This is a genomic window from Bacteroides xylanisolvens XB1A (genome assembly GCF_000210075.1).
GTDB lineage: Bacteria > Bacteroidota > Bacteroidia > Bacteroidales > Bacteroidaceae > Bacteroides > Bacteroides xylanisolvens.
This window is the reverse complement of the sequence record NC_021017.1, coordinates 5,107,278-5,126,160: the sequence shown is the minus strand read 5'-3', so window position 1 is coordinate 5,126,160 and position 18,883 is coordinate 5,107,278. Positions and strand designations below refer to the sequence as shown.

The 18,883-nt window shown below is 43.4% G+C and carries 15 protein-coding genes; 10 read left to right on the top strand and 5 right to left on the bottom strand.

The annotated features are described in order from the left end of the window. Nucleotides 1–98 (top strand): GGGtGRT protein (locus BXY_RS23905; RefSeq protein WP_208946927.1); only part of this gene is annotated, 98 nt, incomplete at its 5' end. Nucleotides 99–279: 181 nt separating this feature from the next. On the opposite strand, the gene BXY_RS20020 is transcribed toward BXY_RS23905, so the two are convergent. Beyond that, a complete protein-coding gene (locus BXY_RS20020; RefSeq protein ID WP_008021699.1) occupies nucleotides 280–681 on the bottom strand; it encodes an FKBP-type peptidyl-prolyl cis-trans isomerase in 402 nt (133 codons plus the stop codon). Nucleotides 682–781: 100 nt separating this feature from the next. Between BXY_RS20020 and BXY_RS20015 the strand changes: the two genes are divergently transcribed. From BXY_RS20015 to BXY_RS19985, 7 genes are all read left to right on the top strand, one after another. Then, complete coding sequence (locus BXY_RS20015; protein ID WP_208946874.1) at nucleotides 782–6,412, top strand: alpha-2-macroglobulin family protein; 5,631 nt, start codon at nucleotides 782–784, stop codon at nucleotides 6,410–6,412. 149 nt (nucleotides 6,413–6,561) lie between these two features. Continuing rightward, the gene (pbpC, locus tag BXY_RS20010; RefSeq protein ID WP_008997756.1) at nucleotides 6,562–9,003 is read left to right on the top strand and encodes a penicillin-binding protein 1C; all 2,442 of its coding nucleotides are present in this window, start codon (nucleotides 6,562–6,564) and stop codon (nucleotides 9,001–9,003) included. A 26-nt stretch (nucleotides 9,004–9,029) separates the two neighbouring features. Then, a complete protein-coding gene (locus tag BXY_RS20005; RefSeq protein WP_004315999.1) occupies nucleotides 9,030–10,205 on the top strand; it encodes an MFS transporter in 1,176 nt (391 codons plus the stop codon). 46 nt (nucleotides 10,206–10,251) lie between these two features. Beyond that, on the top strand, nucleotides 10,252–10,686 hold the full coding sequence (locus BXY_RS20000; protein WP_008018526.1) for a hypothetical protein: 435 nt from the start codon (nucleotides 10,252–10,254) through the stop codon (nucleotides 10,684–10,686). Between the two features lie 154 nt (nucleotides 10,687–10,840). Beyond that, nucleotides 10,841–12,268 carry a Na+/H+ antiporter NhaC gene (gene nhaC / locus BXY_RS19995; protein WP_015532794.1) on the top strand — a complete coding sequence of 476 codons (1,428 nt, stop codon included), beginning with the start codon at nucleotides 10,841–10,843 and terminating at the stop codon, nucleotides 12,266–12,268. Between the two features lie 67 nt (nucleotides 12,269–12,335). Beyond that, entirely contained in the window at nucleotides 12,336–12,926 is a 591-nt protein-coding gene (locus BXY_RS19990) for a DUF4251 domain-containing protein (RefSeq protein ID WP_004305931.1), read from the top strand. 88 nt (nucleotides 12,927–13,014) lie between these two features. Next, nucleotides 13,015–13,674: a LuxR C-terminal-related transcriptional regulator gene (locus BXY_RS19985; protein ID WP_008770885.1), complete on the top strand. Its 660-nt coding sequence runs from the start codon at nucleotides 13,015–13,017 to the stop codon at nucleotides 13,672–13,674. 70 nt (nucleotides 13,675–13,744) lie between these two features. Here the strand turns inward: BXY_RS19985 and BXY_RS19980 are convergent, their stop codons facing one another. The 3 genes from BXY_RS19980 to mnmA all read right to left on the bottom strand — a co-directional run bounded on the left by BXY_RS19980 (nucleotide 13,745) and on the right by mnmA (nucleotide 15,486). Then, complete coding sequence (locus BXY_RS19980) at nucleotides 13,745–14,086, bottom strand: type II toxin-antitoxin system RelE/ParE family toxin (protein ID WP_008643242.1); 342 nt, start codon at nucleotides 14,084–14,086, stop codon at nucleotides 13,745–13,747. Next, entirely contained in the window at nucleotides 14,076–14,330 is a 255-nt protein-coding gene (locus tag BXY_RS19975) for a hypothetical protein (protein ID WP_004316007.1), read from the bottom strand. The genes BXY_RS19980 and BXY_RS19975 overlap by 11 nt, the downstream gene beginning before the upstream one ends. 88 nt (nucleotides 14,331–14,418) lie before the next feature. Beyond that, on the bottom strand, nucleotides 14,419–15,486 hold the full coding sequence (gene mnmA, locus BXY_RS19970; protein ID WP_009040923.1) for a tRNA 2-thiouridine(34) synthase MnmA: 1,068 nt from the start codon (nucleotides 15,484–15,486) through the stop codon (nucleotides 14,419–14,421). A 180-nt stretch (nucleotides 15,487–15,666) separates the two neighbouring features. Here mnmA and BXY_RS19965 point away from each other — a divergent pair, with 180 nt between their 5' ends. Together BXY_RS19965 and BXY_RS19960 are read left to right on the top strand one after the other, a co-directional pair. Further along, complete coding sequence (locus BXY_RS19965) at nucleotides 15,667–17,082, top strand: S41 family peptidase (protein WP_015532792.1); 1,416 nt, start codon at nucleotides 15,667–15,669, stop codon at nucleotides 17,080–17,082. A gap of 6 nt (nucleotides 17,083–17,088) precedes the next feature. After that, on the top strand, nucleotides 17,089–17,883 hold the full coding sequence (locus BXY_RS19960) for a DUF4595 domain-containing protein (RefSeq protein WP_015532791.1): 795 nt from the start codon (nucleotides 17,089–17,091) through the stop codon (nucleotides 17,881–17,883). A 407-nt stretch (nucleotides 17,884–18,290) separates the two neighbouring features. Here the strand turns inward: BXY_RS19960 and BXY_RS19955 are convergent. Continuing rightward, nucleotides 18,291–18,883: alpha/beta hydrolase (locus tag BXY_RS19955; RefSeq protein ID WP_208946873.1), on the bottom strand; the 593-nt coding region annotated here is incomplete at its 5' end.

The following is an 18,883-nucleotide window of genomic DNA, read 5'->3' as shown; positions in this document are numbered from 1 at the left end:
ACGTAGAAATGATGGGATTTCTGGAAATTGGTAACAACCCGATGGTAGGTTGTACAGGGGCTTGTGCTGTAGACGTAGCTCAGGCTTTGAGCAAGTAATTTAAGTTACTTTATATAGATAAGTTCCTGCAATCGTGAAGATTACAGTAGCTTATCTATTTATTATATTTGCAAACACGCTATTTATCAAAAAATAGTGGTAATATATAGTAACCATACATCCAATAATATTATTCCGGAAGAAGGGGAAGCCATGCATCTGATTATATATAGCTCACCTCTATGCAACTCCAAGCAGTTCCACTTCGAATATCAATGTCGAGTAAGCAGGAATAGAATCAAAAGATTTAATACCGTAACCCATTGCATAAGGTATATAGATAATCCATTTATCCCCAACGTGCATTTTCTGAAGTGCTACCTGCCACCCTTCTATTACATCACTAAGACGTAAGGCATCGGGACAAGTACGTTCATAAGAATTATCAAACACCCGACCATCAATCAGACTTCCTTTGTAATGCACGGTAACAATACTCCGCGCACCCGGAGAAATCGTACCTTCACCAGTTTCCAAAACTTTGTAATAAATTCCACACGGCAACGCAAAAACACCTTCCTGAAATGACAGCTTTTTCAGAAATCGTCGATTGGCCTCTTTGTATTCTTTCTTTTTCCCCATAAATAAATTGATTAAGAACTTGCAAAAATAATCAGAATAACAAAGGATTTAGCATAAAAACTGTATATTTGTTTGTTGAACTATAAAAAAACTCATCGCTATGGGACTAACAAAGACTACACGTAGCATTAGTACTACCGGACTACTCCTACTTATCATGATGACTGTGGGCCTATATTCATGCACACGTACTCAAAAAGACATCATTCCTTCTGCCGATTATGCACCGTATGTAAATGCGTATACGGGAGGAGTTATTTCACAGAATTCAACCATACGCATAGAGTTGACCCATGACCAACCCATGGTGGATCTGAACAGTGAGTTAAAAAACAATCCGTTCAGCTTTTCCCCTTCATTAAAAGGAAAAGCATACTGGGTAAGCAACAACACCATTGAGTTTGTGCCGGAAGAAGGAACATTGAAACCGGGAACGCTCTACGAAGGAACTTTCCAACTGGGAGACTTCATCGAAGTGGACAAAAAACTAAAAGAGTTCAACTTCTCATTCCGTGTGCAGGAACGTAACTTCACTTTGCAGTTGGAGTCGTTACCAATTACAGCTACCCAACCGGATGAAATAAATATTAAAGGAGAAATACGCTTCAGCGATGTAGTGAAAAAAGAGGAAGTGGAAAAGATGCTGACTGCCAGCGATGGCAAGAAGAGTTATCCGGTAGAAGTCACCGCGACAGACAACCTTACCCGGTATCAGTTCAACATCAGACAAATACCCAGAGAAGCTGATGATTACCCATTGACCATTACAGCCAATGGTAACCCAGCCGGCATTGACCGCAAACAAAGCGAAGAAGTGCTGATACCGGCTAAAGATTGCTTCCGTTTTATGTCTGCCGAACGCATTGAACAACCGGAAAACGGAATTGAGATTGTTTTCTCCGCTCCTTTATCCACTACCCAGGATTTAAAAGGACTGATTGAGATTCCGGAAGTCTCTTCATCTATCTTCCAAATCAGCGAGAACAGAGTCTTCATCTATTTCGAAGCAAACACACAGAACAAACTGACGTTGAATATCCATGAAGGAGTCAAAGACAGTCAAGGTAAAGCGCTGGGAACTTCACATACGATCTCGTTCAGTGAAGTTAGTCTGAAACCACAAGTAGAAATGTCTACCTCCGCCGCCATCCTGCCCGACTCGAAAAGTCTGATTATTCCTTTCAGGGCTGTCAACCTGTATGCTGTGGACCTGAGCGTGATTCGTATCTTCGAGAATAATGTATTGATGTTCATGCAAACCAATTCACTCGCCTCGACCAATGAACTACGCCGCTCGGGAAGACTGGTTTACAAGAAAACATTATGGCTTGCCAAAGATGCTTCCAAAGATATTCATCATTGGGGAGATTACTCAATAGACCTTGCCGGGTTGATTCATCAGGAGCCGGGTGCCATATACCGTGTCATACTTTCATTCCGTCAGGAATACTCCGCTTATCCTTGTGGAGGAAACGAGAATCAGGATATGAAATTCGCCGACAGTAACACATCCGACGGGTTGACCAAAGTAAGCGGAAGTGTCTTGTCTGAAGAAGATGAAGCCATCTGGAATACGCCCGAAGCTTACTATTATTACAACGGAGGAACAATGGACTGGAGCGTGTACCGATGGACGGAACGCGACAATCCATGCCATCCATCTTATTATATGAATTCAGACCGAATTGCTGCATGTAATGTGTTTGCTTCCAATCTGGGGATGATTGTAAAACGGAATTCACTGAACAAACTATGGATTGCCGTAAGCAATATTTTGGACACCAAACCGATAGGAAAAGCACAAGTAACAGCATATAACTTCCAGTTACAGCCCATAGGAAAGGGAGAGACCAATGGAGACGGGTTCGTTGAAATCACTCCGAAGGGCGTACCTTTCATTATCGTGGCAGAATCGGAAAAGCAAAAGGCGTATGTGCGTGTCGTAGACGGTGAAGAACAGTCCGTCAGCAGATTCGATGTAGGAGGAAAAGATATTCAAAAGGGATTGAAAGGATTCATATATGGCGAAAGAGGAGTATGGCGACCGGGAGACACATTGTACATTTCCTTTATATTGGAGGACCGCGAAAAGAGAATCCCCGACAAGCATCCCGTAGCACTGGAAATATACAATCCGAGAGGACAGTTCTACACCAAAATGATTTCAACGCAAGGAATGAACGGATTTTATACATTCGACGTTCCGACACAGGCTACAGATCCAACCGGGCTCTGGAATGCATATATTAAAGTAGGAGGAACCACCTTCCACAAAGGTCTGCGTATCGAAACCATAAAGCCCAACCGCTTGAAAATAAACCTGGCATTGCCGAAGATTCTTCAAGCTACGGACAAGGATGTCTACGCCCCACTCACTTCAACCTGGCTGACAGGAGCCACTGCCTCCAAATTGAAAGCTAAAATAGAAATGTCTTTATCTAAAGTGAATACACAGTTTAAGAATTACGGACAATATATCTTCAATAATCCGGCCACGAATTTCACAACTATCAAAACTGATATATTCGACGGTACACTGGATGCAGAAGGAAAAACCAGCGTCACACTGAAAGTTCCGACCGCAACCGAAGCACCGGGTATGTTGAATGCAACTTTCACCACCCGTGTATTCGAACCGGGAGGAGATGCCAGCATCTACACCCAAACAATCCCGTTCTCGCCATTTACATCTTACGTCGGTATCAACTTGAACCAACCGAAAGGCAAATATATTGAAACGGACAAAGATCACGTATTCGATATTGTGACTGTAAACACGCAGGGACAGTTAGTGAACCGTACTAATCTAGAATACAAAATATACCGCATCGGCTGGAGCTGGTGGTGGGAGAACAGCGGTGAATCTTTTGGCACTTACATCAACAACAGTTCCATCACACCTGTTGCCAGCGGCAACTTACAGACAAGAGGCGGGAAAGCATCCTTCAAGTTCCGCATCGATTATCCGTCATGGGGACGATATTTGGTTTACGTAAAAGACAAAGAGAGCGGACATGCCACTGGAGGAACCGTTTATATAGACTGGCCGGAATGGCGCGGACGTTCGAGCAAAACAGATCCCAGCGGTATCAAGATGCTTGCTTTCTCTCTGAACAAAGATTCGTATGAAATTGGAGAAACAGCCACAGCCATTATTCCTGCAGCAGCGGGAGGACGTGCACTGGTATCTATCGAAAACGGTTCGACAGTATTACGTCAGGAATGGATAGAAGTCTCCAACGGAGGAGATACGAAATATACATTCAAGATTACGCCGGAGATGACTCCGAACGTATATTTGCATATCAGTCTGTTACAGCCTCATGCGCAAACAGTCAACGACCTGCCTATCCGTATGTACGGTGTTGTTCCAGTATTTGTCACTAACAGTCAGACAGTATTGCAACCGCAGATACAGATGCCGGAAGTGTTACGCCCGGAAACCAACTTCAACGTGACCGTCAGCGAAAAGAGCGGTAAACCGATGACTTATACATTGGCGATTGTAGACGACGGTTTATTGGATCTTACCAACTTCAAGACCCCGGACCCATGGAATGATTTCTATTCACGCGAAGCGCTTGGCATCCAGACATGGGATATGTATGATAATGTATTGGGAGCTTCTGCCGGAAGCTACAGTTCGCTTTTCAGCACAGGTGGAGACGCCACACTGAAACCTGCCGATGCTAAAGCAAACCGTTTTAAACCGGTAGTCAAGTTTATAGGTCCTTTCTATCTGGGAAAAGGAAAGAGCCAGACGCATACATTGAAACTTCCGATGTACGTAGGTTCGGTACGTGCCATGGTGGTTGCCGGACAGGACGGTGCTTATGGCAATGCGGAAAAGACTGCCTTCGTACGAACTCCATTGATGATGTTGTCTACTTTGCCCCGTGTGCTTAGTATTCAGGAAGAAATTACCGTTCCGGTCAATATCTTTGCGATGGAGAATCAAGTAAAGAATGTGACCGTATCCCTTCAGGCATCCGGTGGAGGAGTACAGATTGTAGGAACTAACCAACAATCGCTCAAATTCACCCAACCGGGAGACCAGCTTGTCTTCTTTACCTTAAAAACAGGCAGCAAAACCGGAAAGGCTACGATCCACCTGACAGCAAATGGCAGCGGACAACAAACCAAAGAAACCATTGAAATAGACGTACGCAATCCGAATCCGGTAGTAACCCTGCGCAACAGTCAATGGATAGAAGCCGGACAAAGCAAAGAATTGTCATACAACCTAAGCAGTTCTTCCGCAAATAATCAGATCAAGCTGGAAGTATCCCGCATACCTTCGGTAGATATCAGCCGTCGGTTCGACTTCTTATACAATTATCAGCACCATTGCACGGAGCAGTTGACTTCCAAGGCTCTGCCTCTTCTGTTTGTCGCTCAATTCAAGACGATAGATAAGACGGAAGCCGAAAAGATAAAGACGAATGTACAGGAAGCTATCCGGCAGATTTATGGTCGTCAGCTCCCCAACGGCGGATTTGTATATTGGCCGGGGAATGCTGCTGCCGACGAATGGATTAGTTCTTATGCTGGAATGTTCCTGACGCTGGCACAAGAAAAAGGATATGCCGTTCATGCGAATGTACTGAACAAGTGGAAGCGCTTCCAACGTGCAGCCGCACAAAACTGGCGTATGCCACAGGAGGCAAGCGGTTGGCAGCAATGGCAGTCGGAATTGCAACAAGCCTTCCGTTTATATACCCTTGCATTGGCAGGAGTACCGGAATATGGAGCTATGAACCGAATGAAAGAACAGACCGGATTATCAATTCAGGCCAAATGGAGACTGGCAGCCGCATACGCACTGACCGGAAAGATGAAACCGGCTGAAGAACTTGTGTATAATGTAGAAACAACGGTGCACCCCTACTCTTCCATGAATCAGATTTACGGTTCTTCCGATCGTGACGAAGCAATGATTTTGGAAACACTCATCCTGATGAACCGGGAACGGGATGCTTTACAACAAGCGAAAGTCGTTTCTAAGAATCTGTCACAAGAGGATTGGTTCAGTACACAATCTACCGCTTTTGCTCTGATGGCAATGGGACGTCTGGCAGAAAAGTTATCAGGCACACTGGATTTTGTATGGTCATGGAACGATAAACAGCAACCGGCTGTAAAATCAGCCAAAGCTGTGTTTGAAAAAGAGATCGCTACCACTCCAAAATCCGGCACTGTTTCTGTGAAGAATCAAGGAAAGGGAGCACTTAGCGTAGACCTTATCACACGTACGCAGTTATTAAACGATACGTTACCAGCTATCAGCGATAACCTCCGCATGGATATAAGATATGCTAACCTAAACGGTACACCGCTCTCTGTCAATGACATCATACAGGGAACTGACTTTATGGCTATCACCTCAATATCCAATATTAGCGGTACTTCCGATTACACTAATCTGGCACTGACGCATATCATACCGTCCGGTTGGGAAATATACAATGAAAGAATGGTTGCTCCCGAAACGGAAAACGCAGCAGCCGACGGCTCCGGTCAATCAGTCAGCAAGTACAGCTATCAGGATATACGTGATGACAGGGTATTGACCTATTTCAATCTGCGCCGCGGTGAGACAAAGGTATTCACTGTCAGGTTACAAGCGACCTATGCCGGTAACTTTATTCTCCCTGCCGTTCAATGTGAAGCGATGTATGATGTAAACGTACAGGCACGAAGCAAAGCAGGAAGAACAACTGTCAGCCGATAATATTTGGCACGGATTACACGGATTTCACGGTTCTACTCGTTCACTTAAACCGCGTAATCCGTGTAATCCGTGCCTAATTATTTCGTACCTTATTATTTCGTACTTAATCATTTGTCACAAAGATATGTCTCTTAGCTTTTAATATTTAAATGAATCCTATAAAATTCTTCAAACGATTATCTGTCACTAAGAAAGTAATGACTATAAGCATTACTCTTTTGATAATAGGATACATCTTTTGCCTTCCCCGGCAACTGTTTCATGTACCCTACTCTACCGTTGTGACTGATCGAAATGAAGAATTATTGGGAGCACGTATCGCATCGGACGGTCAATGGCGGTTTCCTCCCCGAAAGACAACACCCGAAAAAATCAAGCAATGCCTCATTACCTTTGAAGACAAACACTTTTATCACCACTGGGGAGTTAATCCGTTAGCTACCGGAAGGGCACTCTATCAAAATTTAAAGAACAAACGTGTCGTAAGCGGAGGAAGTACCCTTACCATGCAAACCATTCGTCTCGCCCGGAACAAACCTAGAACTCTCGGAGAGAAAGTCGTTGAAATGATATGGGCTACCCGTCTGGAATTTCGGGCTTCCAAAGAGGAAATCTTATCCATGTATGTCTCTCATGCACCATTCGGAGGAAATGTTGTAGGATTGGATGCTGCTGCCTGGCGTTACTTCGGTCATTCTGCCGAAGATTTATCATGGGCGGAATCGGCTATGCTGGCTGTCCTCCCCAATGCCCCTGCCATGATCCATCTATCCAAAGGACGAAAGACACTGCTTTCCAAACGCAACCGTCTATTAAAGCAACTTCTTGAAGAAGAGATTATCGACGCATCCACCTATGAATTAGCTGTCAGCGAACCGTTACCCGACGAGCCGCATCCGCTTCCTCAAATAGCTCCCCACCTAGTCAGTCGTTTCTATCAGGAAAGAAACGGGCTATATACCCGTTCAACCATAGACAGAGGAATACAAAGCCACATAGAGAGTTTGGCAGAACGGTGGAGCAACGAGTTTAATCGAAGTGATATCCGCAACCTGGCAATTCTGGTTATCGACATTCCCACCAATCAAGTAGTAGCATACTGCGGAAATGTACATTTCGACCGTAAACAAGGAGGAAGCCAAGTAGATGTGATCCAAGCTCCCAGAAGTACAGGTAGTATTTTAAAGCCCTTTCTCTACAATGCCATGCTACAGGAAGGAAGTTTACTGCCGAAAATGCTGTTGCCGGATGTACCGGTTAATATCAACGGATTTACTCCTCAAAACTTCAGTATGCAGTTTGAAGGAGCAGTCCCCGCTTCCGAAGCCCTTGCCCGTTCGTTGAATATCCCGGCTGTAACCATGTTACAAAGATATGGAGTACCCAAGTTTCACCATTTGTTGCAACAGATGGAATTCAAGACCATCAATCGGACAGCCTCTCATTATGGTTTGTCACTAATTTTAGGAGGTGCAGAAGCAACATTATGGGATGTAACGAATGCCTATGCACAAATGGGACGAAGCCTTTCCAGCAGCCCCTCCCCGACCGTATCTCAAGGAAAGGAAGCACAGATACTACTGGAAACAGAAAATACAGAGCAAATAAACAATGATACGAAGCAAACAAGCCGTAATCATAAAAGCAATCATAACAAGCAGGAAAAACGAGAACAAAGTAACTCCAGTCCTCTCTCCGTAGAAGAGGATTCGGAAGAAACCACTTCGGCTAAAACAGGAGCAGCTTGGCTCACCCTCTCCGCCTTAACAGAAGTCAACCGTCCCGAAGAGATTGACTGGAAATCAATTCCATCCATGCAAACTATCGCATGGAAAACCGGAACCAGCTACGGATTCCGTGATGCGTGGGCAGTGGGGGTGACTCCGCGCTATACAGTAGGCGTATGGGTAGGCAATGCAACCGGAGAAGGAAAGCCCGGATTGGTTGGTGCACAAACAGCCGGTCCTGTATTATTCGATATATTCAGTTACCTCCCTTCTTCACCGTGGTTCGAACGTCCCACAGGCGTTTTCGTTGATGCAGAAATATGCCGCCAGTCCGGTCATCTGAAAGGACGTTTCTGTGAAGAAACTGATACCGTATTGATTCTTCCTGCCGGATTACGGACAGAGGCTTGTCCTTACCATCATCTCGTCACTCTATCTGCTGACGAAAGCCACCGCATCTATGAAAACTGTGCAAATACCGAACCTACCATTCAGAAATCATGGTTTGCCCTGCCACCTGTATGGGAATGGTACTATAAGCAGCACCATCCGGAATACAAACCACTGCCACCTTTCAAAGCCGGCTGTGGAGAAGATTCTTTCCAATCCATGCAGTTCATCTACCCTCCGATGAACGCCCATATCAAGTTGCCCAAACAATTGGACGGCAGTAAAGGGTTTCTCACGGTCGAACTGGCACACAGCAACCCCAATGCGACTATCTTTTGGCATCTTGACGACACTTATCAGACACAGACGCAGGATTTCCACAAAATTTCCCTGCAACCCGCTCCCGGCAAACATTCCCTGACGGCAGTAGACGGAGAAGGCAACACAGTTTCCACTACTTTCTTCATCGAATAAACATCTTATTTTATTATCTTTGCCGCATGAAACAGCCATTAAAAGAAAACGGAGGACTACCGGCATCCATCCTCTGGACACTTGCTATTGTGGCAGGTGTCTCGGTAGCCAACATCTATTATATCCAACCTCTATTAAATATGATACGCCATGAACTTGGCATATCAGAGTTCAGAACTAACCTGATTGCCATGGTCACGCAAATAGGCTATGCGGCAGGACTGTTGTTCATCACCCCCTTAGGCGACTTATATCAACGAAAGAAAATCATCCTTGTCAATTTCACCGTCCTGATCTTCTCCCTCTTGACGATTGCCCTGACACACAGCTTCCATCTGATACTCATCGCTTCATTCCTCACGGGAGTCTGTTCCATGATTCCACAGATATTCATTCCCATAGCCGCCCAGTTTTCCCGTCCGGAACATAAAGGCAGAAACGTAGGAATTGTCTTATCAGGACTATTGACCGGTATTCTGGCTTCACGTGTCGTCAGCGGATTTATCGGTGAACTGATTGGCTGGCGGGAAATGTATCACATTGCTGCAGGCATGATGTTTATCTGCGCGATTGTTGTATTAAAAGTCCTTCCCGATATTCAAACCAACTTCCAAGGAAAATATAGCGACCTGATGAAATCTCTGTTAGCCTTAGTGAAAGAATATCCGCAACTACGCATTTATTCGATTCGGGCGGCACTGAATTTCGGTTCCCTCCTTGCCATGTGGTCCTGTCTGGCTTTTAAAATGGGACAAGCTCCGTTCTTCGCCAACAGCGATGTAATCGGTATGCTGGGACTTTGCGGAGTAGCCGGTGCACTGACTGCTTCTTTTGTCGGAAGATACGTAAAACGGGTAGGCGTACGCCGCTTCAACTTTATCGGCTGCGGTTTGATTCTCTTTGCATGGTTGTTGTTCTTCGTCGGTGAAAACACCTTTGTCGGTATCATCGCCGGTATCATCATCATTGACATAGGAATGCAATGTATTCAGCTAAGTAACCAGACAAGTATCTTCGAACTAAATCCGCGTGCTTCGAACCGTATTAATACAGTTTTCATGACTACTTACTTTATCGGTGGTTCTATGGGAACATTTCTGGCAGGCAGCTTTTGGCAACTGTATGGCTGGCACGGAGTTATCAGTACCGGAGTTGTTTTAACCGGGATTTCTTTATTAATTACGATTTTCTACAAGAAATGAGTCAACAAAACGAACACTCAAACCGTTTATTATAAAAAAAACGCCAATGAAATACGGAGTTAACAGACAAATCTTACTTATCACAGCCGGTGCCGTCTGGATTATAGCCGGTGCCAATATTCTGCGAATAGGAATTGTGACCTGGTTAAACACTTCCCAAGATTGGATGTTCAAAATAGGAGAAGCCACCGTGGTTTTCTTATTATTCTTCGTATTGGTTTTCAGAAGGCTCTACTATAAACATACCCAGCGAATCGAGCAAAAGAAAGAACGCCGGAATTGTCCGTTCTCCTTTTTCGATGTGAAAAGCTGGATTACAATGATATTCATGATTTCCCTGGGAATCACCATCCGTAGCTTCCACCTCCTGCCCGAAACGTTCATTTCTGTTTTCTATACCGGATTATCCATCGCCCTCATCCTGACAGGGGTGCTTTTCATCCGTTACTGGTGGATCAGGCGCAAGACTTTTGCCAGTTGAGCCGTCTCCTACATATTCCAATCAAATATAAACATCTAATAATTTTTATTACCTGATGTTTTGAAGCAAAAGATTTCATTCTTTTTTGTTGTATCTTTGCGCGGCTATCAACAAACAGTAGCCGGAAAATAAATAAAAGGTTATAAGAATCAAGATGAAGAAAGCCCCCTCTCCCCTCATATCGTTGATACCGATTGTTGTACTGGTGTTATTATTGTTTGCCACTATCCGTACCTTTGGCAGTGATGCCCTAAGCGGCGGAAGTCAAGTGTCATTGCTTACCACTACAGCCATTTGTATCCTGATTGGTATGGCGTTTTATAAGATTCCCTGGAAAGATTACGAGCTCGCCATCACCAACAATATTGCCGGAGTGGCAACAGCCATCATCATTCTGTTGATAATCGGTGCGTTGAGTGGCATTTGGATGATTAGCGGAGTAGTGCCGACCTTAATCTATTACGGGATGCAAATTATCCATCCCAGTTTCTTCCTGGCATCGACCTGCATCATCTGCGCGTTGATTTCTGTAATGACCGGAAGTTCGTGGACCACTATTGCCACTATCGGTATTGCATTGATGGGTATCGGAAAGGCGCAAGGCTTTGAAGATGGATGGATTGCCGGAGCTATCATTTCGGGGGCATACTTCGGGGATAAAATATCTCCTTTATCCGAAACCACTATCCTGGCGTCTTCCATCACAGACACTCCCCTGTTCCGTCACATCCGTTATATGATGATTACTACGGTACCGTCTCTTATCATCACGCTGATTATTTTCACAGTGGCAGGACTTTCCCACGATGCCAGCAATACACAACATATTGCGGAGGTGGCAACCGCTTTGAATGAAAAGTTCCATATCACTCCGTGGTTGTTAATAGTCCCTGTTGTAACCGGAATACTGATAGCACGGAAAGTACCCTCTATCGTTACGCTGTTCCTATCCACTCTGCAGGCTGGTGTCTTTGCTTTGATATTTCAGCCGGAGTTGTTGCAAGAGATTTCCGGAGTTGCCGTTTCCGGATTCGATTCTTTGTTCAAAGGACTGATGATGACCGTCTATGGAGCGACAAATTTACATACAGACAATGCCGTTCTGACAGATTTAATCGCCACACGTGGTATGGCGGGAATGATGAATACGATTTGGCTGATTCTGTGCGCCATGTGTTTTGGCGGGGCAATGACAGCAAGCGGTATGCTGGGAAGTATCACTTCCATCTTCGTCCGCTTCATGAAGAAAACAGTCAGCGTGGTTGGAGCGACAGTCTGCTCCGGCCTGTTTCTTAATCTGACAACTGCCGACCAATACATCAGTATCATTCTGACGGGAAATATGTTTCGTGATATTTATGCCAAGAAAGGGTATGAAAGTTGCTTACTAAGCCGTACGACGGAAGATGCAGTAACCGTTACATCTGTATTGATTCCGTGGAATAGTTGCGGAATGACACAAGCTACTATCTTGAGTGTACCCACACTTGTCTATCTACCTTATTGTTTTTTCAACATTATCAGCCCCTTAATGAGTATCACTGTGGCAGCCATCGGATATAAAATTGCAAGACGTTCGTGAACAATCTGGCATACACTTTGTTTTTGCAATAAACGAACAACGTATTAAACCTAAACAAAAAAAAGTTATGAAAAAGTTTATTGCATTAGTAGCATTAGTATTAGTAAGTGCAAGCACAATGATGTATGCACAAGAAAGTAACGCAGCAGCACGCCGCGCAGAAAGAAAAGCTCAAAGAGATGCAGAAAGAGCAAAACTCCGTGCCGAAGAAGAGGTGCAGGACATGGCAGCCTATCAACAAGCTGTACAGGCTTTGAAGAACAAGCAATTTGTATTGGAAGCTAATCAAGTTGTCTTCCGCAACGGTATGAGTGCTTTTGTTACTTCAAACACCAACTTCGTCTTGATGAACGGCAACAGAGCTACCGTACAGACTGCTTTCAACACTCCTTACCCAGGTCCTAACGGAATCGGTGGTGTTACAGTAGATGGTAATTCTTCGGATATGAAGATGAATATCGACAAAAAAGGAAATGTGAACTGCTCATTCAGCGTTCAGGGTATCGGCATCTCCGCTCAAGTATTTATCAATATGAGCAGCGGAAACAATACTGCTTCGGTTAGCATCAGCCCGAACTTCAGCAACAATAACCTGACATTGAACGGAAATATCGTTCCGCTTGACCAGTCAAATATCTTCAAAGGACGTTCCTGGTAATCCGGATACAAGAATCTTATCATAACTCCGCTACAAATCGCGCAAAATGCGTACATTTGTAGCGGAGTTTTTTTATTCATCGTTGCTTATGAGAGAATTTATCATCGCAGACAATCAGGATATCAGTAAGGCAGGAATGATGTTCCTGCTAAGTAAACAAAAGGAAGTGTCCCTCCTTTTAGAAGCTGATAACAAGGCTGAACTGATTCAGCAGCTACGATTGCATCCGCAAGCGGTGATTGTATTGGATTATACACTGTTCAATTTTGCCGGAGCGGATGAATTGATTGTCCTGCAGGAAAGATTCAAGGAAGCCGACTGGATTCTATTCTCTGACGAACTTAGCCTGAACTTTCTCCGCCAGGTACTGTTCAGCAGTATGGCTTTCGGGGTAGTGATGAAAGATAACTCGAAAGAAGAAATCATGACTGCCATTCAATGTGCCACCCGCAAACAACGGTATATTTGCAATCATGTCAGCAATCTGTTGCTTTCGGGCGCTTCTTCTCCGCTGGCTGCCTCAAGCGTAGACGATCATCTGCTGACACAAACGGAGAAGAATATCCTAAAAGAAATTGCATTGGGAAAAACGACGAAAGAGATTGCAGCAGAGAAAAATCTTAGTTTCCATACGATAAACAGTCATCGTAAGAATATCTTTCGCAAATTGGGAGTAAATAATGTACATGAAGCTACTAAATATGCGATGAGGGCTGGGATTGTGGATTTAGCGGAATACTACATCTGAGATGCCGCCTTATAAGAACTACCCTACACATCCTATTAGCACAAACTAGTGAACAATGCCTTTCTCTATTCTATTTCAATCCATTCTGTTTCAGAAGTTGTTCTATTTCCTTTTCTGATATAGACGCTCTATCTGCTTTATCATAAATATAGAGAAGATTCAAAACTGCATCTTGTTGAGAAACGACTAAAGTAAATGTTATAACCCTTGCTCCTCCACTTTTACCTTTTCCTTTTGAAGTTATTTTCATACGAACTTTGCGCAGTCCATGTCCCAAGTCCGTTCCTAGCAGAGGATTCTGTTCTAAATCATCAATCAATGAAACAAAATCCTCCTTAAAAGAGGAATAGTGTTTCGCCAGCCTTTTAGCCTCCCGCTGAAATGTCGGCTTAACTATAATTTCATAATTCATTAATGAACTCTCTTGCAGTCTTTACCTCCAACTTACCTTCCATTGAAAGTTTTACCTCTTTCAGTCCGGCGTCAATCCCTGCTAGAACTTCTTCTTTCGTGATTTCTTCCTCTTCTTTTTCAGCTTCCATTTTTTTCAGTCGTTTCAAATAGTTCTTCACTCGATTGAGCATCTCTTTGTCATTCAAACTCAGGAGTTCCTCCACCAAGTCCATTTTCAGACTTTTCAATTCCATCGTTGTCATAAGCAATCCTCCTTTATTTATATTCTACGAAACAAAAGTAGTGAAAAATCTCCTGATAATCCAATCTTCACCAATCAAAATAAACTATTTAACAGATGATTTCACCGCTCCCCACACAAACTTTTACTTCTTCATCATAAATCACCCCAAACTGTCCCGGAGCAATGCCTTGCAACTTTTCGGACGACAAGATGTGAAACTGCTTCTCCCCTTCCTGTATCAGTTTTCCTTTTGTAAATTCGGGAGTGTGACGAATCTTGAAAGTAATGTCTACCTCCTTCTCCTGACCTTTCCAAGGATTATCAGTAATGAAATGGAAATCATGCATCCTGAATTCATTACCGTATTGTGTCTCTACACCGTAGCCACGAGATACGTAGATAGTATTTTCCTCAATATCCTTCTTGACTACAAACCAAGGACCACCACTCAATCCGAGCCCTTTCCGCTGACCAATTGTGTGGAACCAATAACCGCGATGTGTACCCACTTTCTTTCCGGTTTCCAGTTCAACAATCGCCCCTTCCTTTTCTCCTAAAAAACGACGAACGAAATCATTGTAGTTTATCTTTCCAAGAAAACAAATCCCCTGACTGTCTTTCCTTTTGGCACTAGGCAATCCGGCACGATTTGCAATCTCACGTACCTCCTGCTTCATCAACCCTCCAATGGGAAACATGAGCTTGGAAACTTGCAGGTAATCAATCTGGGCGAGAAAGTCTGTCTGATCTTTCACGGGATCTTTTGCTGTGCCCAGCCAAGTTTTACCATCACATTGCAAGGTGGTGGCATAGTGACCGGTTGCCGTAAAGTCGAAATCTTTCCCGACACGCTGTTCAAAGCAGCCGAATTTGATAAGCTTATTACACATCACGTCCGGATTCGGTGTCAATCCCTGCCGAATTTTATCAATGGCATACGCCGCCACATTCTCCCAATACTCCTGATGCAGGTCCACCACTTCCAAAGACAGACCGTATTTACGTGCCGTAGCAGTAGATAATTCAATATCCTCCTCTGCCGAACAGTCCATATATTCCGCTCCGTCCATACCTATCTTAATGTAAAAAAGAGTAGGCTTATATCCTTGCTCACAAAGGAGGTGTACGACAACCGAACTGTCGACACCTCCTGATAATAATGCAGCTATCTCCATGAATAAAAATCCGTCTATTAATAACTTTCTATATTTTAGCTAATACCTATCGAAAACTTTGATGTCACAAAGATAAGGCAAGATTCTCTAACACCCAATCACACATTGAAGGCATTTTTATACCATAAATGTGGTAGATAAGCAAAGTATTTCCTACATTTGCACAGTAAAAAGCTTTTTATGATGACGAAATTAAGAAAGATAATCCTCATACCTGCCCTGATCTTCGTATCTATCAGTGGTTTCTTCTCCTGTGGTGTCGACCGCTGGCCGGAGTATGCCCATCAAACTGCACTGGATACATGGATGTACGACATCATGCAACAGAACTATCTGTGGTATCAAGATCTACCTTCCTACGATGATGTGAATCTGTTTCTGGAACCTGCCTCGTTCTTATCTAAAGTGAAATCAAAAAAAGACAGCTACTCGTTTGTAGATTCTGTGATGGAGGCTCCGCTGCCTACTTATGGATTCGACTATTCACTAGTTCGCAACCCGGACATCGATACTGCCTACAACGCATTGATTACTTATGTAATTCCTGGTTCGCCAGCTGCTGCCGTACTAAAGCGAGGCGACTGGATTGTAAAAGTAGATACATCATATATCAGCAAGAAATATGAGGCTCAACTACTGCAAGGCACAGGACCTCTGGAAATAACTTTGGGAAAATATCAAAAAGTACCACCTACAGAGCCGCCAGTAGAAGGCGAGGAAGAAGAAGATATTTACCGAGTTGTACCGGTAGGCGACCCAGTAGAAATGGGAGCAGCCGTATCATTGGTAGACAACCCTATTCACTGCAAGAAAATATTAACGTTGACTGATGGAAGTGAAGTCGGTTACCTAATGTACAACAGCTTTACAGCAGGTACTAAAGACAATCCGGAAAAATACAACACCGAATTACGTGAATGGTCGGATGAGCTTGCCCAAAAGAATATCCATCAAGTGATACTCGACCTACGATATAACAAAGGAGGAAGCATTGAATGTACGCAACTATTAAGCACTATTCTTGTGTCTTCTTTTTACCTTGACCAAACAATGGCATTCTTGGAATATAATGATAAGAATACAGCAAAAGATGCAACTCTGATCTTTAATTCTGATTTATTAGGCACCTCCGGTGGCAAGAACCTGGATTTAACGACTCTTATCGTTTTGATTAGTGGAGAAACGGCAGGAGCTCCGGAAATGTTGATGCATAGCTTGAACGGAAAAATCCAACAGTTAATAGCTATCGGCAGTTCAACCAAAGGACAAAATGTAGCTACGGAACAATTTATCAATGAAGAATTTTTGTGGTCTATCAATCCGGCTGTATGCACTATCTATAATTCAGAACATGACACTTATGGTGGATTCAAACCGACATACGCAGTCAATGCTTCAACCGATTACTTAACTTTCCTACCTTTCGGTGATGAAAAAGAGACTTTGTTGAGTGTAGCTCTCGGGGTATTGAACAAAACTTATCCACCAAAGGACGAGGAAACCGAAGAGACGACAAAAGCGCAATTCAAGATAGAGAAAAGCGTAATAAGTCCGGCAAGTAGGCGTTTTAGTAGTAACGGATTACGATTAAAATAAGAAAGGATGAAAAAAATAGCTATTTTATTGCTGGCAATACTGACATTCAGTTGTTCGGACGATGACGAAAAGGGCACAGAAGAGGATAAAGGGCAATGGGCTATGATTTTCAATGAAACCGTCAAAAGCGATTCAAATCCTGTAGATAGAACAGAGAAGTTTATGTTCGATGGCGAGCGCCTGATTCAACATATTATAAAACAACGTTATTTCGAAGAAGAAATCAATAACGAAGTAAACTTGAGCTACTCTGATAATCAGGTAACAGTTACCACTGACTATCTCACTTTAGTATATACATTAAATAGCGAAGGCTATGCCAGTCAATGTGTATACAGTTTGTCTTCACAAAATCGTATTTATCAATTTTCTTACTCTGCAGAAGGATACTTAACCGGAATTGTCGAGAATATTGACGATACAGAATATTCATCAACATCACTTACATACGAGAACGGAGATATAACCTCTATCAGTTCCAAGATGAACGGCCTTGAAAACAAGTTCATTTATGAACCGGGAGAAGAAAGTTCGACATATCATTTGCCCTGCCTCGGTTTATTGGAAATACACCCTCTGACATTCCATATTGAAGCTCTTTACGCAGGGTTATTGGGTAAGGATCCGCGCCATTTCACCATGCACAGTTGTCCTGCAGGAAGTAACGACGAAAAGACAGTCTATTCGTATGGGTTTGATAAAAAAGGAAATCCATCCAGGATGATTTGTCAGACGACCTATGCCGGAGGACAGGCCAGCTATTATCCATACACACGCAACATTTCGATTTCTTTCGAATAATCTTTCATTCGGACATCGAATTCTCTTTTAAAGTAGCATAATCACTCTATTTCTGTCAAGAGCAGAATTATAGATTCTTAACCTATAAAGATACTTTTCATGCCTCAACTTTGTTTATTCCGAAACAAAGGCTCTGATTTTACCTAACAAAGGCTCTAACTTCTCCTAATGCAGCGTTTAATGAGTCGTAACGCACCGTCTAATTTTTATAAAGCTACGGTATAAAACACGTTAATCTCTGGTTTCATCCCTTTTATAAACCGGGATAAAGCTCACGACTCCCAAGGATACAACAAAAAAGGAGAAAGCTTCCGCTCCCTCCTTCTATCGTAGTTTAACCTCAATCTATTTTATGATTCTGTACCAAAGATACAACATTGAAAAGCCAAAGTCAAGTATTCCCGGTTTTATTTCTTGAAAAACTTATCAAAGAACAGAATCTGATAATCAATGGAATTATTCCAATACTGTCCATTATGCGCTCCCGGGCGGGTAATAAAATCATGATCGATCTTTCTTTCCAACAGGCGGTTATGCAAATCCTTGTTCACATTCAGGAAGAAATCATCTTCTCCACAATCGACAATGATAGCCAAATCGCCATTCTCTATCTTATCAATCTGATTGATAACGGTATGATTATCCCATACCTCCTTATTCGATTCATATTCTCCCAACTGTTTAGCCATGTCCCAGTTTTTCGGGAACGGGCGAATATCCATCCCTCCGCTTGTACTTCCACTGGCACCAAACGTATCTTTATGACGGATTGCATTCCACATCGCTCCGTGTCCACCCATACTCAATCCGGTGATGGCGCGTCCCTTACGGTCGGCAATCGTCTTGTAATGTTCGTCGATATACTTCACCAGTTCCGACGAAATAAAAGTTTCATAGCGGAAAGACGGATTGACCGGACTATCCCAGTACCAACTGGTCTTTCCGTCCGGACAAACGAATATGATTCCTTTTTCGTCCGCAATTTGGGGAAGATTCGGTT

What these genes read in the sequence shown, in the direction of transcription:
- BXY_RS20020 (WP_008021699.1), bottom strand. Translation starts at nt 681, where the DNA reads ATGGGGAAAAAGAAAGAATACAAAGAGGCCAATCGACGATTTCTGAAA.
- BXY_RS20015 (WP_208946874.1), top strand. Translation starts at nt 782, where the DNA reads ATGGGACTAACAAAGACTACACGTAGCATTAGTACTACCGGACTACTC.
- pbpC (WP_008997756.1), top strand. Translation starts at nt 6,562, where the DNA reads ATGAATCCTATAAAATTCTTCAAACGATTATCTGTCACTAAGAAAGTA.
- BXY_RS20005 (WP_004315999.1), top strand. Translation starts at nt 9,030, where the DNA reads ATGAAACAGCCATTAAAAGAAAACGGAGGACTACCGGCATCCATCCTC.
- BXY_RS20000 (WP_008018526.1), top strand. Translation starts at nt 10,252, where the DNA reads ATGAAATACGGAGTTAACAGACAAATCTTACTTATCACAGCCGGTGCC.
- nhaC (WP_015532794.1), top strand. Translation starts at nt 10,841, where the DNA reads ATGAAGAAAGCCCCCTCTCCCCTCATATCGTTGATACCGATTGTTGTA.
- BXY_RS19990 (WP_004305931.1), top strand. Translation starts at nt 12,336, where the DNA reads ATGAAAAAGTTTATTGCATTAGTAGCATTAGTATTAGTAAGTGCAAGC.
- BXY_RS19985 (WP_008770885.1), top strand. Translation starts at nt 13,015, where the DNA reads ATGAGAGAATTTATCATCGCAGACAATCAGGATATCAGTAAGGCAGGA.
- BXY_RS19980 (WP_008643242.1), bottom strand. Translation starts at nt 14,086, where the DNA reads ATGAATTATGAAATTATAGTTAAGCCGACATTTCAGCGGGAGGCTAAA.
- BXY_RS19975 (WP_004316007.1), bottom strand. Translation starts at nt 14,330, where the DNA reads ATGACAACGATGGAATTGAAAAGTCTGAAAATGGACTTGGTGGAGGAA.
- mnmA (WP_009040923.1), bottom strand. Translation starts at nt 15,486, where the DNA reads ATGGAGATAGCTGCATTATTATCAGGAGGTGTCGACAGTTCGGTTGTC.
- BXY_RS19965 (WP_015532792.1), top strand. Translation starts at nt 15,667, where the DNA reads ATGATGACGAAATTAAGAAAGATAATCCTCATACCTGCCCTGATCTTC.
- BXY_RS19960 (WP_015532791.1), top strand. Translation starts at nt 17,089, where the DNA reads ATGAAAAAAATAGCTATTTTATTGCTGGCAATACTGACATTCAGTTGT.